11 protein-coding genes and 1 pseudogene are annotated in these 12,870 nt (G+C 66.2%); 2 read left to right on the top strand and 10 right to left on the bottom strand.

What is annotated here, in order from left to right:
- Position 1: 1 nt before the first annotated feature.
- The 4 genes and pseudogenes from D5041_RS13655 to D5041_RS13640 form a co-directional block, all read right to left on the bottom strand.
- Positions 2–988, bottom strand: a complete 987-nt coding sequence (locus tag D5041_RS13655) for a malate dehydrogenase (RefSeq protein ID WP_010106066.1) — start codon at positions 986–988, stop codon at positions 2–4.
- A gap of 256 nt (positions 989–1,244) precedes the next feature.
- Positions 1,245–1,664, bottom strand: coding sequence for a putative toxin-antitoxin system toxin component, PIN family (locus D5041_RS13650; RefSeq protein ID WP_010106064.1), 420 nt, complete (start codon positions 1,662–1,664; stop codon positions 1,245–1,247).
- Positions 1,664–1,903, bottom strand: a complete 240-nt coding sequence (locus D5041_RS13645) for a ribbon-helix-helix domain-containing protein (RefSeq protein ID WP_265257046.1) — start codon at positions 1,901–1,903, stop codon at positions 1,664–1,666. Before D5041_RS13645 ends, D5041_RS13650 begins: the two co-directional genes overlap by 1 nt.
- Positions 1,904–2,233: 330 nt before the next feature.
- Positions 2,234–2,443, bottom strand: a pseudogene (locus D5041_RS13640) (hypothetical protein); the annotation flags it as partial.
- Positions 2,444–2,510: 67 nt separating this feature from the next.
- On the opposite strand from D5041_RS13640, the gene D5041_RS13635 reads away from it, so the two are divergent.
- Both D5041_RS13635 and D5041_RS13630 read left to right on the top strand, forming a co-directional pair.
- Positions 2,511–2,780 carry a ribbon-helix-helix domain-containing protein gene (locus tag D5041_RS13635; RefSeq protein ID WP_010101359.1) on the top strand — a complete coding sequence of 90 codons (270 nt, stop codon included), beginning with the start codon at positions 2,511–2,513 and terminating at the stop codon, positions 2,778–2,780.
- On the top strand, positions 2,777–3,082 hold the full coding sequence (locus D5041_RS13630; protein ID WP_010101361.1) for a type II toxin-antitoxin system RelE/ParE family toxin: 306 nt from the start codon (positions 2,777–2,779) through the stop codon (positions 3,080–3,082). The genes D5041_RS13635 and D5041_RS13630 overlap by 4 nt, the downstream gene beginning before the upstream one ends.
- Positions 3,083–3,232: 150 nt before the next feature.
- Here the strand turns inward: D5041_RS13630 and D5041_RS13625 are convergent, their stop codons facing one another.
- The 6 genes from D5041_RS13625 to aceE all read right to left on the bottom strand — a co-directional run bounded on the left by D5041_RS13625 (position 3,233) and on the right by aceE (position 12,780).
- Complete coding sequence (locus D5041_RS13625; protein ID WP_010101363.1) at positions 3,233–4,693, bottom strand: DEAD/DEAH box helicase; 1,461 nt, start codon at positions 4,691–4,693, stop codon at positions 3,233–3,235.
- A gap of 72 nt (positions 4,694–4,765) precedes the next feature.
- Positions 4,766–5,338 carry a dCTP deaminase gene (gene dcd, locus D5041_RS13620; protein ID WP_265257047.1) on the bottom strand — a complete coding sequence of 191 codons (573 nt, stop codon included), beginning with the start codon at positions 5,336–5,338 and terminating at the stop codon, positions 4,766–4,768.
- Between the two features lie 135 nt (positions 5,339–5,473).
- Positions 5,474–6,523, bottom strand: coding sequence for an adenosine deaminase (locus D5041_RS13615; RefSeq protein ID WP_010101367.1), 1,050 nt, complete (start codon positions 6,521–6,523; stop codon positions 5,474–5,476).
- A gap of 73 nt (positions 6,524–6,596) precedes the next feature.
- A complete protein-coding gene (gene lpdA, locus D5041_RS13610) occupies positions 6,597–8,384 on the bottom strand; it encodes a dihydrolipoyl dehydrogenase (RefSeq protein WP_265284935.1) in 1,788 nt (595 codons plus the stop codon).
- Between the two features lie 19 nt (positions 8,385–8,403).
- A complete protein-coding gene (aceF, locus tag D5041_RS13605) occupies positions 8,404–10,047 on the bottom strand; it encodes a dihydrolipoyllysine-residue acetyltransferase (protein ID WP_265284934.1) in 1,644 nt (547 codons plus the stop codon).
- 18 nt (positions 10,048–10,065) lie between these two features.
- Positions 10,066–12,780: a pyruvate dehydrogenase (acetyl-transferring), homodimeric type gene (gene aceE, locus D5041_RS13600; protein ID WP_265257051.1), complete on the bottom strand. Its 2,715-nt coding sequence runs from the start codon at positions 12,778–12,780 to the stop codon at positions 10,066–10,068.
- Positions 12,781–12,870 lie beyond the last annotated feature (90 nt).

Raw genomic sequence — 12,870 nt, 5'->3', positions numbered from 1 at the left:
CCTACAGCAGGTGCTTGACGCCGTCCTGCTCACCCTGGAGTTCAGCCAGCGTGATGCGGATGCGCTCTTGCGAGAACGCATCGATTTCCAGACCTTCGACGATTTTGTATGTGCCGTTCTCGCAGGTCACGGGAAAACCGAACAGGGTGTCGCCGGGGATGCCGTACTGCCCGTCCGAAGGAACGCCCATGGTGACCCATTTGCCGTTGCTGCCCAGGGCCCAGTCGCGCATGTGGTCGATGGCCGCGTTCGCCGCCGAGGCCGCCGAAGACAGGCCGCGCGCCTCGATGATCGCCGCGCCGCGCTTGCCCACGGTGGGCAGGAAGACGTTGGCGTTCCACTCCTGGTCGTCGATCATGCGCGCCACGCTTTCGCCGTGGACGGTGGCGAAGCGGTAGTCGGCGTACATCGTGGGCGAGTGGTTGCCCCAGACGACCAGCTTTTCGATGTCCGCCACGGCCTTGCCGGTCTTCGCGGCGATCTGGCTCACGGCGCGGTTGTGGTCCAGACGCAGCATTGCCGTGAAGTTCTTGCGCGGCAGTCCGGGCGCGCTCTTCATGGCGATGTAGGCGTTGGTGTTCGCCGGGTTGCCCACCACCAGCACCTTCACGTCGCGGCTCGCCACGGCGTCCAGCGCCCTGCCCTGCGCGATGAAGATCGCGCCATTGACCGCCAGCAGTTCGGCGCGCTCCATTCCCGGGCCGCGCGGCCGCGAGCCGACGAGCAGCGCGTAGTCGGCGTCCCTGAAGGCCGCCGCCGGGTCGGAGTGCGCCTGCATTCCGGCGAGCAGGGGGAAGGCGCAGTCGTCGAGCTCCATCATCACGCCCTTGAGCGCCTTTTGCGGGCCGTCCGCGGGCACTTCGAGCAGTTGCAGGATGACAGGCTGGTCCTTGCCCAGCATTTCGCCCGAGGCGATGCGAAACAGCAGGGCGTAACCGATTTGGCCGGCGGCGCCGGTGACGGCCACGCGAACAGGCTTCTTGCGCATGTGAAAACTCCAGGAAGTGAAAAAATCAGGGCTCGGGAATCTGCACCGCAGACGCCGGTTGTACAGCGCCTGTTGCCAGCCACTTGGGCCCCGCAAAACAGCCTTGGAGTCTACCGCCGATCTGCACCGCGCGGCGAATTTATCTTATGTCTTATACAAGAGCTACAGTCGTTTTCTGCTCGCCGTCCCGGTGCGTCCGGATAGCGGCCGCAGCGTTCCCGTCGTGTGCTGGACGGGAAGTTGGCCGGTATAGGCGTCAGAGCGCCTCGGCGCAGAAGGCAACCGGGGGGACGATGCGCGCGCGGCCGATGCTGCCGCGTTGCAGCAGCCCGGCGCGGCGATCGCCAGTCACCAGGTAGTTGGCCTCACCGGCCAAGGCCATCGCCAGCAGGAATGCGTCGTTCGGGTCGGCTGTTTCGACGCCTTGCGGCAATGGTGGCAGTGCGTCCAGCACGACGGCGCGCTGCATGTTGTTGAACATCGTGCCGACGCGGTGGGCGGGCAGGATGGTCTTGAGCTTCGGATAGCGGCTCGCTCGCCGTAGTTCGTCGAGCTGCGCCGTTGACGTCACCAGTTTGAAGCGTGCTGCGCGCCAGGCGCGGTAGATCGCGTCGGGCGGGCCGTGCGGCGAGATCAGCGCGCCGAGCAGCACATTGGTGTCGAGGATGACCCGCATCAGGGCTCACGTGCCCATTGCACCGCTTCGTCGATGAGGTCGGTCAGATCGGCATCGCCCATGCCGGCAGCGGCGGCCTTGGCTTGATCGACGGCGCGCTCCAGGAGGTAGGCGCGCACGGCATCCTCGATGAAGCGCGACAGGTCACCCTTGCGGCCGCCGCCCTGCGCGGCGATGAACATGCGCACGGACTGATCCATGTCCGGCGACACGGCAATGTTCCAGCGAATGGTATTCATGGCGTCCTCAGATCGGTGTTTGTGCGCATAGGCGTTTATACGCCCATCAATGATGCGTTGCAATGCTTCGATGAAACGGATCGTTTTATGAAATTGCAGTCTCTCCGCGCGGCCAGAACCCTGCCTTGCAAGGGGGCGCCCCCAAGGCGGCCGGAGTTTTGTCAGCGGTTCAGGGCGCTACGCCGTATCAGGGGTTCCAAGCCGGAACCGCCGAAATTTCCGTCATCCCAACTCCAGCCCTACCACGAGCGCATCCAAGTCGATCATCTTGCCATCGCTCTGGAAGGTGTAAGCCCGTTCAGCAGGATGTGCCACCAGGCCGCTGGCGATAGGCGTGGGATCGGGCACGCTGTCGTCGATGTAAAGCGACAGCAGGCGGCCGACCTGCGGCGTGTCTTGCTGACGGCGCACCTGTTCGGCGACGAAGGACTGTTTTGCGCCGGCGCTGCTTTCGTCCTCCAACTGCTTCATGTGGTAGGCCATCGCATCGACCAGGTTGTCGGAGAACTGCCGATAGCGCACCCAGGCATAGCACAGCAGGTCCGTGAGACTGGACTGCGGCGGAACATTGAAGTAGGATTAAATCCTATTCAAGATTGGAGGCGCCATGCGAACCACACAACAACTGAGCATCACCCTGCCTAACGACATGGCGTATGTGGTGAAAACCAAGGTTCGGTCAGGCGAGTACGCCACCGAAAGCGAGGTGATCCGCGATGGGCTGCGCGCTCTTCTAGCGCGTGATCGAGCCGTCGAAAGCTGGTTACACAACCAGGTCGGCCCGGCCTACGATGCCCTGAAAGCCGATCCATCCCGAGCTGTCACCGTTGACCAGGTGCGTGCCCGTCTTGCTGTCGAGCACGCGAAGGCACGGTGAGCTATCGCGTCATCTTCACCCCCGAGGCCGAGGAACAGCTTGCGGCTCTGTACGGCTACATCGCCGTTGCAGCATCACCCGACATTGCAGCGCGGTACATCGAGGCCATCGTGAGCTACTGCGAGAGCCTGTGCACCTTCCCACATCGCGGCACCATGCGCGATGACGTGCGCGCCGGTCTGCGCATCACCAACTACAAGAAGCGCGCCGTGATCGCCTTCGACGTAGACGACGAGCAGGTGTCCATCATTGGCGTGTTCTACGGCGGCCAGGACTACGAGACGATCCTGACCGATGACTAACGCGGCGGGGCGAAGCCCCTCAAATGTCAATACGGCGGGCATGGGCTACGCCAGCCCCTCAAAGTATCGGCTGACGGAATTTTCGGCGGTTCCGGCTTACAACCCCTATCAGGCCCAGGTTGGCGGCGCGGTAGTTCCCGGGCGGCGGGACTACTGCGTCTCCGGCTGGGAAGCCTTGAGCAGGGCCGCGAGCTTGCGCCGGGGCTTGATGTTGGCGGAGACGCTGCTGCGCGCGGGCTGCCTGGCGGCGGCCTCCCAGGTGGGCGCCGCTGCGTCGGCGCTGTTGGCTTCGTAGGGCTTTTCGAAGAATGGGTCGTGCGCACTCACTGCCGGGCGCGCGCCCCGGTACTGTTCGCGGCGCTCGCTGCGTTCGCGCGGCGCCGGCGGGATGGCGTCGCGCAGGTCGCCGGTTTCGCCCGCATCGCGCCAGGCGCGGCGGCCGTCGTTGATGCGGCCCCTGGGACGGTCTTCGTCGTATTCGATGGCTTCGATGTCGATCTTTTTCTTGATCAGTTGCTCGATGTCGGCGACCAAGCGGGCGTCGCTCGCCGAGACCAGCGTGAACGCCAGGCCCGACGCGCCGGCGCGGCCGGTGCGGCCGATGCGGTGCACGTAGTCTTCGGCGTTGAAGGGCACGTCGAAGTTGAACACGGCGGGAACGTCCTTGATGTCCAGACCCCGCGCGGCCACATCGGTGCACACCAGCAGGTCCACTGCACCGCTTTTGAAGGCTTCCAGCGCCTTCAGACGCTCGTCCTGGCTCTTGTCGCCATGCAGCGCGGTGGTCCTGAGTCCTTCGCGCTCCAGGCTGCGCGCCAGACGCGCGCAGCCGAGCTTGCTGTTCACGAAAATGAACGCCTGCGTGAGCCCGTGCGTGCGCAGCACCTGGTGGATCGCGCGGCGCTTGTCCTCGTCGTTGGCGCTGTAGAAGCGCTGCTCCACCGTCGCGGCCGTCTCGTTCGGGCGCGCCACCTCGATGGTCACGGGGTTGTCCAGATAACTGCCGGCCAGGCGCCGGATCTCGGGTGAGAAGGTGGCGCTGAACAGCAGCGTGGTGCGCTGCTTGGGCAGGTACGAGAGGATGCGCTGCAAATCGGGCAGAAAGCCGATGTCGAGCATGCGGTCGGCCTCGTCGAGCACCACGTACTCGACCTGGTTGAGCACCGTGTTTTTGGCTTCGATATGGTCCAGCAGGCGGCCGGGCGTGGCCACCAGCACCTCCACGCCTTTTTTGAGCTCGATGGTCTGGGGCTTCATGTCCATGCCGCCGAACACCACGGTGCTGCGCAGCCTGGTGTGCTTGGCGTACAGCGCGATCTGCCGGGCCACTTGGTCGGCGAGTTCGCGGGTCGGCAAGAGCACCAGCGCGCGCACCGGGTGGCGCGCGGGGGACGCGGAGCCGCTCTCGTGCTTGAGCAGGCGCTGCAGCAGGGGCAGCGAGAACGCCGCCGTCTTGCCGGTGCCGGTCTGCGCAGCGCCCATGACGTCCTGGCCGCTGAGCACCACCGGGATGGCCTGCGCCTGGATCGGGGTCATGGATTCGTAGCCCATTTCGGCTACGGCGCGCGCCAGCGGTTCAGCCAGCGATAGATTGGAAAAGGAACTGGTCATTGAGCCTGTCATTGTCGCATCGCTGGCCACCCAGCCATTTTTCACACCCCGGGAAAAAGCCGTGCAAGCGGTTCACGCCCTGGGCAGCGTCACGCCCGTTTGGCCCTGGTATTTGCCGCCGCGGTCGCGGTAGCTGACTTCGCACACGTCGTCCTTGTCGCTCTCGAAGAACAGCACTTGCGCGCAACCCTCGCCGGCGTAGATGCGCGCGGGCAGCGGGGTGGTGTTGGAGAATTCCAGCGTCACGTAGCCCTCCCATTCGGGCTCGAAGGGGGTTACGTTCACGATGATTCCGCAGCGCGCGTAGGTGCTTTTGCCCAGGCAGATGGTGAGCACGTTGCGCGGGATGCGGAAGTACTCGACCGTGCGCGCGAGCGCAAAACTGTTGGGCGGGATGATGCAGCTGTCGCCCCGGAAATCGACGAAGCTCTTTTCGTCGAAGTTCTTGGGATCGACCACCGTGCTGTGGATATTCGTGAAGACCTTGAAGTCGGACGCGCAGCGGATGTCGTAGCCGTAGCTGCTGGTGCCGTAGCTGATGACCTTGTGGCCCTGCGCCTCGCGCACCTGCGCGGGCTCGAAGGGCTCGATCATGCCGTGCCCGGTGGCCATGCGGCGGATCCATTGGTCGCTCTTGATGCTCATTGTCTGGTTCTGGTTTCTGCGGTGTTGCGCTTTTCCTGGCGCGCGCAGATTGTCATTGAATATGCAGCCGTGTCCGCGCCCATATCAGCGCAGGCGCGGTATTTTGCTTGAGAACCTCGGGGCGCTGCATATATATCAATCGTGCTCCACGAAGCGCTCGAAGCTTTCCTTGAGCTGGTGCTCCCACGCGCGTTTCTCGGCGGTGCCCGCGAAGCTGGCCTCGAAGCTGTTGAACGCCAGCTGGTAGGCGTGCCGGACCGTGAGCCCGGTGGCCGCGAACACCTGGGTGAAGTTCTCGTTGACGTAGCCGCCAAAGTACGCCGGGTCGTCCGAGTTCACGGTGGCCGCGAGGCCCGCGTCGAGCAGCTGGCGCAGGTTGTGCTGCGCCAACTCGGGGAACACGCGCAGCCTGTGGTTCGACAGGGGGCATACGGTGAGCGCGATGCGCTCTTGCGCGAGGCGGCGCATCAGCGCCGCGTCGTGCACGGCCTGCACGCCGTGGTCGATGCGCTCGACCTTGAGCGCATCGAGCGCGCCCCAGATGTACGCGGGGGGCCCCTCTTCCCCCGCGTGCGCGACCAGGCGCAGGCCCAGTTCGCGGCAGCGCGCAAACACCCGGGCGAATTTCTCGGGCGGGTGGCCCTGCTCGCTCGAATCCAGCCCCACGCCCACGATCCTGTCGCGCAACGGCCCGGCCTGCTCCAGCGTCTCGAACGCCGAAGCTTCGCTCAGATGGCGCAGGAAGCAAAGGATCAGCGCGGCGCTGATTCCCGACTCGGTGCGCGCGTCCGCGCAGGCGCGGTGCAGGCCGTTGACGACCGTCTCCATGGCCACGCCGCGCGCGGTGTGGGTCTGCGGGTCAAAGAAGATTTCGGCGTGCAGCACCTTGTCGCGCGCTGCGCGCGCCAGGTAGGCGCGTGCCAGGTCATAAAAGTCCTGCTCGTGCAGCAGGACGCTGGCGCCCGCGTAGTAGACGTCGAGAAAGCTCTGCAGATTGCTGAACGCGTACGCGCTGCGCAACTCCTGCACGCTGGCGTACGGCAGGCGCAGGCCATTGCGCTGCGCCAGCGCAAAAATCATCTCGGGCTCGAGGGTCCCTTCGATGTGGATGTGCAACTCGGCCTTGGGCATGGCGCGCAGCAGCCCGGGCAGGCGCTCGGCAGAGACGGGGGGGACCTTGAACATCAGCAGGCTCCAAAGGGGATGCCGGCGCAGGGCAAAGGATGCTTTGTCGGCGGCATGCCATTCCCGGGACGGGCTATTTCTTCTGCGGTGGCACGTCCGTGCAACTGCCGTGCGCAATTTCTGCCGCCATGCCGATGCTCTCGCCCAGCGTGGGGTGCGGGTGGATGGTCTTGCCGATGTCCAGCGCGTCGGCGCCCATTTCGATGGCCAGCGCAATCTCGCCGATCATGTCACCGGCGTGCGTTCCCACGATGCCGCCGCCGAGGATCCTGCCGTGGCCATGCGCCTGCGGCGCGTCGTCGAACAGCAGCTTGGTGCAGCCCTCGTCGCGGCCGTTGGCGATGGCGCGGCCGGAGGCCGTCCAGGGGAACAGGCCCTTCCTGACCTTGATTCCCTGGGCCTTGGCCTGGTCCTCGGTCAGGCCGACCCAGGCGACTTCGGGGTCGGTGTAGGCCACGCTGGGGATCACGCGGGCGTCGAAGGCCGTGGACGCCAGCGCCTTGTCGCCCTGCAATTCACCGGCGATGACCTGCGCGGCCACGTGCGCCTCGTGCACCGCCTTGTGCGCGAGCATGGGCTGGCCCACGACGTCGCCAATGGCGAAGATGTGCGCGACGTTGCTGCGCATCTGGACGTCAACCTCGATGAAGCCGCGCTGCGTCACGGTGACACCGGCCTTTTCGGCAGCGATCTTGCGGCCATTGGGCGCGCGGCCCACGGCCTGCAGCACCAGGTCGTAGAGCTGTGCTTCGGGGGCGCTGCCGCCCTCCTGCGCAGCGGCGAACGTGACCTCGATGCCCTCGGGCGTGGCCCGGGCGCCCACGGTCTTCGTCTGCAGCATGATGCGGTCGAAGCGCCCGGCGTTCATCTTCTGCCATATCTTGACCAGGTCGCGGTCGGCGCCCGGCATCAGGCCGTCCTGCATTTCCACCACGTCCAGGCGCGCGCCCAGCGTGCTGTACACGGTCCCCATTTCGAGGCCGATGATCCCGCCACCGAGGATCAGCATGCGCTTGGGGAGGGTGGCGAGCTCGAGCGCGCCGCTGGAGTCGAGCACGCGCGGGTCCTCGGGCATGAACGGCAGGCGCAGGGCCTGGCTACCGGCGGCGATGATGGCCTTCTTGAAGGCAATGCGTTTCTTGTCGCCGGTCCTTTGCTGGCCCGCTCCCGTGGTTTCTTCGACCTCGACGTGGTGGGCATCGACAAAGGCGCCGTAGCCGCGCACGGTGGTGACCTTGCGCATCTTGGCCATCGCGGCGAGGCCGCCGGTGAGCTTTCCGATGATCTTTTCCTTGTGGCCGCGCAGCGCGGCCAGGTCAATCTTGGGCGCGCCAAAATCGACGCCGGCGCGCGCCAGGTGGCGCGCTTCGTCGATCACGGACGCAACGTGCAGCAGCGCCTTGGACGGGATGCAGCCCACGTTCAGGCACACGCCGCCCAGGGTCGCGTAGCGCTCGACGATGACGACCCGAAGGCCCAGGTCGGCGGCGCGAAAGGCGGCCGAGTAACCGCCGGGGCCGCCGCCGAGAACGAGCAGATCGCATTCCAGATCGGCTGCTGCGGCGGTCGATGCCGATGGCGCAGCAGCAGCGGCCACAGCAGGCGCCGGTGCGTCCGCCACCTCCTGCACCTCCAGTGCCAACAGCACCGAGCCCTGTTTGACCTTGTCGCCCAGCTTTACTTTCAGCTCCTTGACCCGGCCGGCGTGGCTCGAAGGAATCTCCATCGACGCCTTGTCGGACTCCACGGTGATCAGGCTTTGCTCGGCCCGGATGCTGTCTCCGGCCTGGACCAGCAGTTCGATGATGCGTACTTCGTCGAAGTCGCCGATATCGGGCAGCTGGATGTCGATGGTGGCCATGTGCGTTGCCCTTTCGTTGTTACATGACGATGCGGCGCAGGTCCGCGAGCAGCGAGGCAAAGTACTGGTTGAAGCGCGCCGCTGCGGCGCCGTCGATCACGCGGTGGTCCCAGCTCAGGCTCAGGGGCAGCATCAGGCGTGGCACGAACTGCTTGCCGTCCCACTGGGGCTCGGTGCGGCTCTTGCACACGCCCATGATCGCGACCTCGGGCGCATTGATGATGGGCGTGAAGTAGCGCCCGCCGATTCCGCCCAGCGACGAGATGCTGAAGCACCCGCCGGTCATGTCCGCCGGGCCGAGCTTGCCGTCGCGCGCCTTCTTGGACAGCTCGCCCATCTCTTGCGCAATCTGGACGATGCCCTTCTGGTCCGCGTCGCGGATCACCGGAACCACCAGGCCGCCCGGCGTGTCCGCGGCAAAGCCGATGTGGAAGTAGTTCTTGAGCACCAGTTGGTCGCCGTCGAGCGAGGCGTTGAACCCGGGGAATTTCCGGAGCGCGGCCACGGCGGCGCGGACCATGAAGGCGAGCATGGTGACCTTGACGCCGCTCTTCTCGTTTTCCTTGTTGAACTGCACGCGGAAGGCCTCGAGCTCGGTAATGTCCGCGTCGTCATGGTTCGTGACGTGCGGAATGAGCACCCAGTTGCGGTGCAGGTTCGCCGCGCTGATCTTCTTGATGCGCGCGAGCTCCTGGCGCTCGACGGGGCCGAACTTGCCGAAGTCCACCTTGGGCCAGGGCAGCAGGTCCAGGCCCGCACCGGAGCCCCCCGCCTGCGCGGCCTGCGCCTTGGTCTGCGTGGCGCCGCGCATGACCTGCCGGGTAAAGGATTGCACGTCGTCCCGGGTGATGCGGCCCTTGGGGCCCGTTCCCGGGACTTCCTCGATGGGCACGCCGAGCTCGCGCGCGAACTTGCGCACCGAGGGCGACGCATGCGGCAGACCGGCCGTTGGCGTCTCCGGCCGGTGCGCGGGCATTGCGGCCGGTGCCGTTGCCGTCGCCGCCACGGCGGGGGGCGGGGCTGCACCACCACCGGCCGCAGCCTCCGCAGCCATGGGCGCCGGCGCGCTGCCTGCCGCGCCCTCGAGCAGGGCCACGAGGTCGCCGATGTTCACGCGGTCGCCGATCCGGACCTTGAGCGCCTGGACCACGCCGGCCGCGGGCGAGGGGATTTCCATCGACGCCTTGTCGGACTCCACGGTAAACAGCGACTGCTCCGGCTTGACGCTGTCGCCAGGCTGGACGAGCAGCTCGATGACGGCCACGTCCTTGAAATCGCCGATGTCGGGCAGCCGCACCTCGATGCGGCCGGTGGCTGCGGGCGCGGCCACCGGGGCTGCGGCGGGAGCCGGTGCGGGCGTGGGTGTCGTCGCGGTCGCGGGCGTGGGTGCGGTCGCGGGCGTGGGTGCGGGAGCCGCCGCGGCGTCAGCCACTTCGAGCCGCAGCAGCACGGAACCTTCCCGGACCTTGTCGCCAAGCTGCACGCGCAGTTCCCGGACCACGCCGGCATGGCTCGAAGGAATCTCCATCGACGCCTTGTCCGACTCCACGGTGACCAGCGACTGCTCGACCCGGACGGTGTCGCCGGGCTGGACCAGCAGTTCGATCACGCCGACCTCGTCGAAGTCGCCGATGTCCGGAACTTTGATGTCTAGCAATGCCATTGCTCGTCTCCGGTTGGGTTATGCGTGCAGCGGATTGCGCTTGTCCGCCTGGATTGCGTACTTGGCAATCGCCTCGGCCACCTTGGCTACGGGCAGCGCGCCGTCCTCGCTCAGCGCCTTGAGCGCGGCCACGGCGATGTAGTGGCGGTTCACCTCGAAATGCTCGCGCAGCTTGCTGCGAAAGTCGCTGCGGCCAAAGCCGTCGGTGCCCAGCACCTTGTAGTTGCGGCCCTTGGGCAGGAACGGACGGATCTGCTCGGCGTAGGCCTTCATGTAATCGGTGGCCGCGACCACCGGGCCGGCGCTGGCGCCCAGCTGCTGCGCAACAAAGGGCAGGCGCGGCGTATCCAGCGGGTGCAGCAGGTTCCAGCGCTCGGCGTCCTGGCCGTCGCGCGTGAGCTCGTTGAAACTGGGGCAGCTCCATACGTCGGCCTGCACCCCCCAGTCGGCGGCGAGCAGGGTCTGCGCCGCGAGCGCCTCGCGCAAGATGCTTCCCGACCCCAGCAGTTGCACGCGCTTGCCGCCTTCGGCGCCGGGCTGGCACAGGTACATGCCCTGGACGATCTGCTCCTGCGTTCCCGCAATGAGCCCGGGCATGGAGTAGTTCTCGTTGAGCAGCGTGATGTAGTAGAAGACGTTCTCCTGCTGCCCGACCATGCGCTCGATGCCGCGGTGCATGATCACCGCCACCTCGTGCGCGAAGCTCGGGTCGTAGCTCACGCAGTTGGGGATGGTGTTCGCCAGGATCTGGCTGTGGCCGTCCTCGTGCTGCAAGCCTTCGCCGTTGAGCGTGGTGCGCCCCGAGGTGCCGCCCAGCAGGAAGCCGCGCGCCTGCATGTCGCCCGCGGCCCAGGCCAGGTCGCCGATGCGCTGGAAGCCGAACATCGAGTAGTACACGTAGAACGGCAGCATGATGCGGTTGTTCGTGCTGTAGCTGGTCGCCGCAGCGATCCAGCTGGACATTCCGCCGGCCTCGTTGATTCCCTCCTGCAGGATCTGGCCGGCCTTGTCCTCCCGGTAGTACATCACCTGGTCGCGGTCCACCGGGGTGTACAGCTGGCCCTTGGGGTTGTAGATGCCGATCTGGCGGAACAGCCCCTCCATGCCGAAGGTGCGCGCCTCGTCAACCAGGATCGGCACGATGCGCGGGCCCAGCGCCGGGTCGCGCAGAAGCTGGGTGATGAAGCGCACGTAGGCCTGCGTGGTGGAGATCTCGCGGCCGGCGGCCGTCGGCTCCAGGATGGCCTTGAAGCTGTCGAGCGCGGGAACGCTGAAATGCTCGTCGGCCTTTACGCGGCGTTTCGGCAGATAGCCGCCCAGCGCCCGGCGGCGCTCGTGCAGGTACTTGCTCTCGGGCGTGTCGTCGGCAGGCTTGTAGTACGGAATTTTGTGCAGTTCGCTGTCCGGGATCGGAATGCTGAAGCGGTCGCGGATATAGCGGATGTCCTCGTCGCTGAGCTTCTTGGTCTGGTGCACGGTGTTGCGGCCCTCGCCCGCCTTGCCCATGCCGTAGCCCTTGATGGTCTTGACCAGCAACACCGTGGGCTGGCCCTTGTGCTGGTTGGCCGCGTGGAAGGCGGCGTAGACCTTGGTCGGCTCGTGGCCGCCGCGGCGCAGCTCGAAGACTTCCTCGTCGCTCATGTGCTCGACGAGCTGGAGCGTCTCGGGGTAGCGGCCAAAGAAGTTCTTGCGCACGAAGGCGCCGTCGTTGGCCTTCATGGCCTGGTAGTCGCCGTCCAGCGTTTCCATCATCAGCTGGCGCAGCCTGCCGCTCTTGTCGCGGGCCAGCAGCGCGTCCCAGCCTGCGCCCCAGAGCAGCTTGATCACGTTCCAGCCGCTGCCGCGGAATTCGCTCTCCAGCTCCTGCACGATCTTGCCGTTGCCGCGCACCGGGCCGTCGAGGCGCTGCAGGTTGCAGTTCACCACGAAGATCAGGTTGTCCAGATTCTCGCGCGCCGCCAGGCCGATTGCGCCCAGCGACTCGGGTTCGTCCATCTCGCCGTCACCGCAGAACACCCACACCTTGCGCTTTTCGGTGTCGGCGATTCCGCGGGCCTGCAGGTACTTCAGAAAGCGCGCCTGGTAGATCGCCAGCAGCGGCCCCAGGCCCATGGACACCGTGGGAAACTGCCAGAACTCGGGCATGAGCTTGGGATGCGGATAACTCGACAGGCCCCGGCCATCGACCTCCTGGCGGAAATTGTCCAGCTGCTCTTCGCTCAGGCGCCCCTCCAGATAGGCGCGCGCGTAGATCCCCGGCGCGCTGTGGCCCTGGATGTAGAGCAGATCCCCGCCGTGGTTCTCGTTCTCGGCGTGCCAGAAATGGTTGAAGCCCGCGCCAAACATGCTCGCCACGGACGCGAAGGAGCCGATGTGGCCGCCGAGGTCGCCGCCGTCGGCAGGGTTGAGGCGGTTCGCGCGCACCACCATGGCCATGGCGTTCCAGCGCATATAGGCGCGCAGACGCTTCTCGATGGCGATGTTGCCGGCGCAGTGCGCTTCCTGCGCGGGTTCGATGGTGTTCACGTAGCCCGTGTTCGCCGAAAACGGCATGTCGATGCTGTTTTGCCGCGCGTGCTCCAGCAGTTGCTCCAGAAGATAGTGCGCGCGTTCGGCGCCTTCCCGGTCGATGACCGCGGACAGCGCGTCCAGCCATTCACGGGTTTCCTGCGCGTCGGTGTCGGCGGCGGGTGCGATGCCGTTTCCGGCCTGGGGGGCGGGCTGAGCTGACATGCTTTGTCTCCTTCGTTGGACAGCAATCCGGTGTGCTGGCGGCTAGTGTCGCATATTCTTCCGCATTTCAAATAGCGTGTTGGCAATTCC

This window comes from Verminephrobacter aporrectodeae subsp. tuberculatae, from assembly GCF_026127385.1.
GTDB classification, from domain to species: Bacteria; Pseudomonadota; Gammaproteobacteria; order Burkholderiales; family Burkholderiaceae_C; genus Acidovorax; species Acidovorax aporrectodeae.
This window is presented reverse-complemented; position numbering and strand designations above follow the sequence as displayed.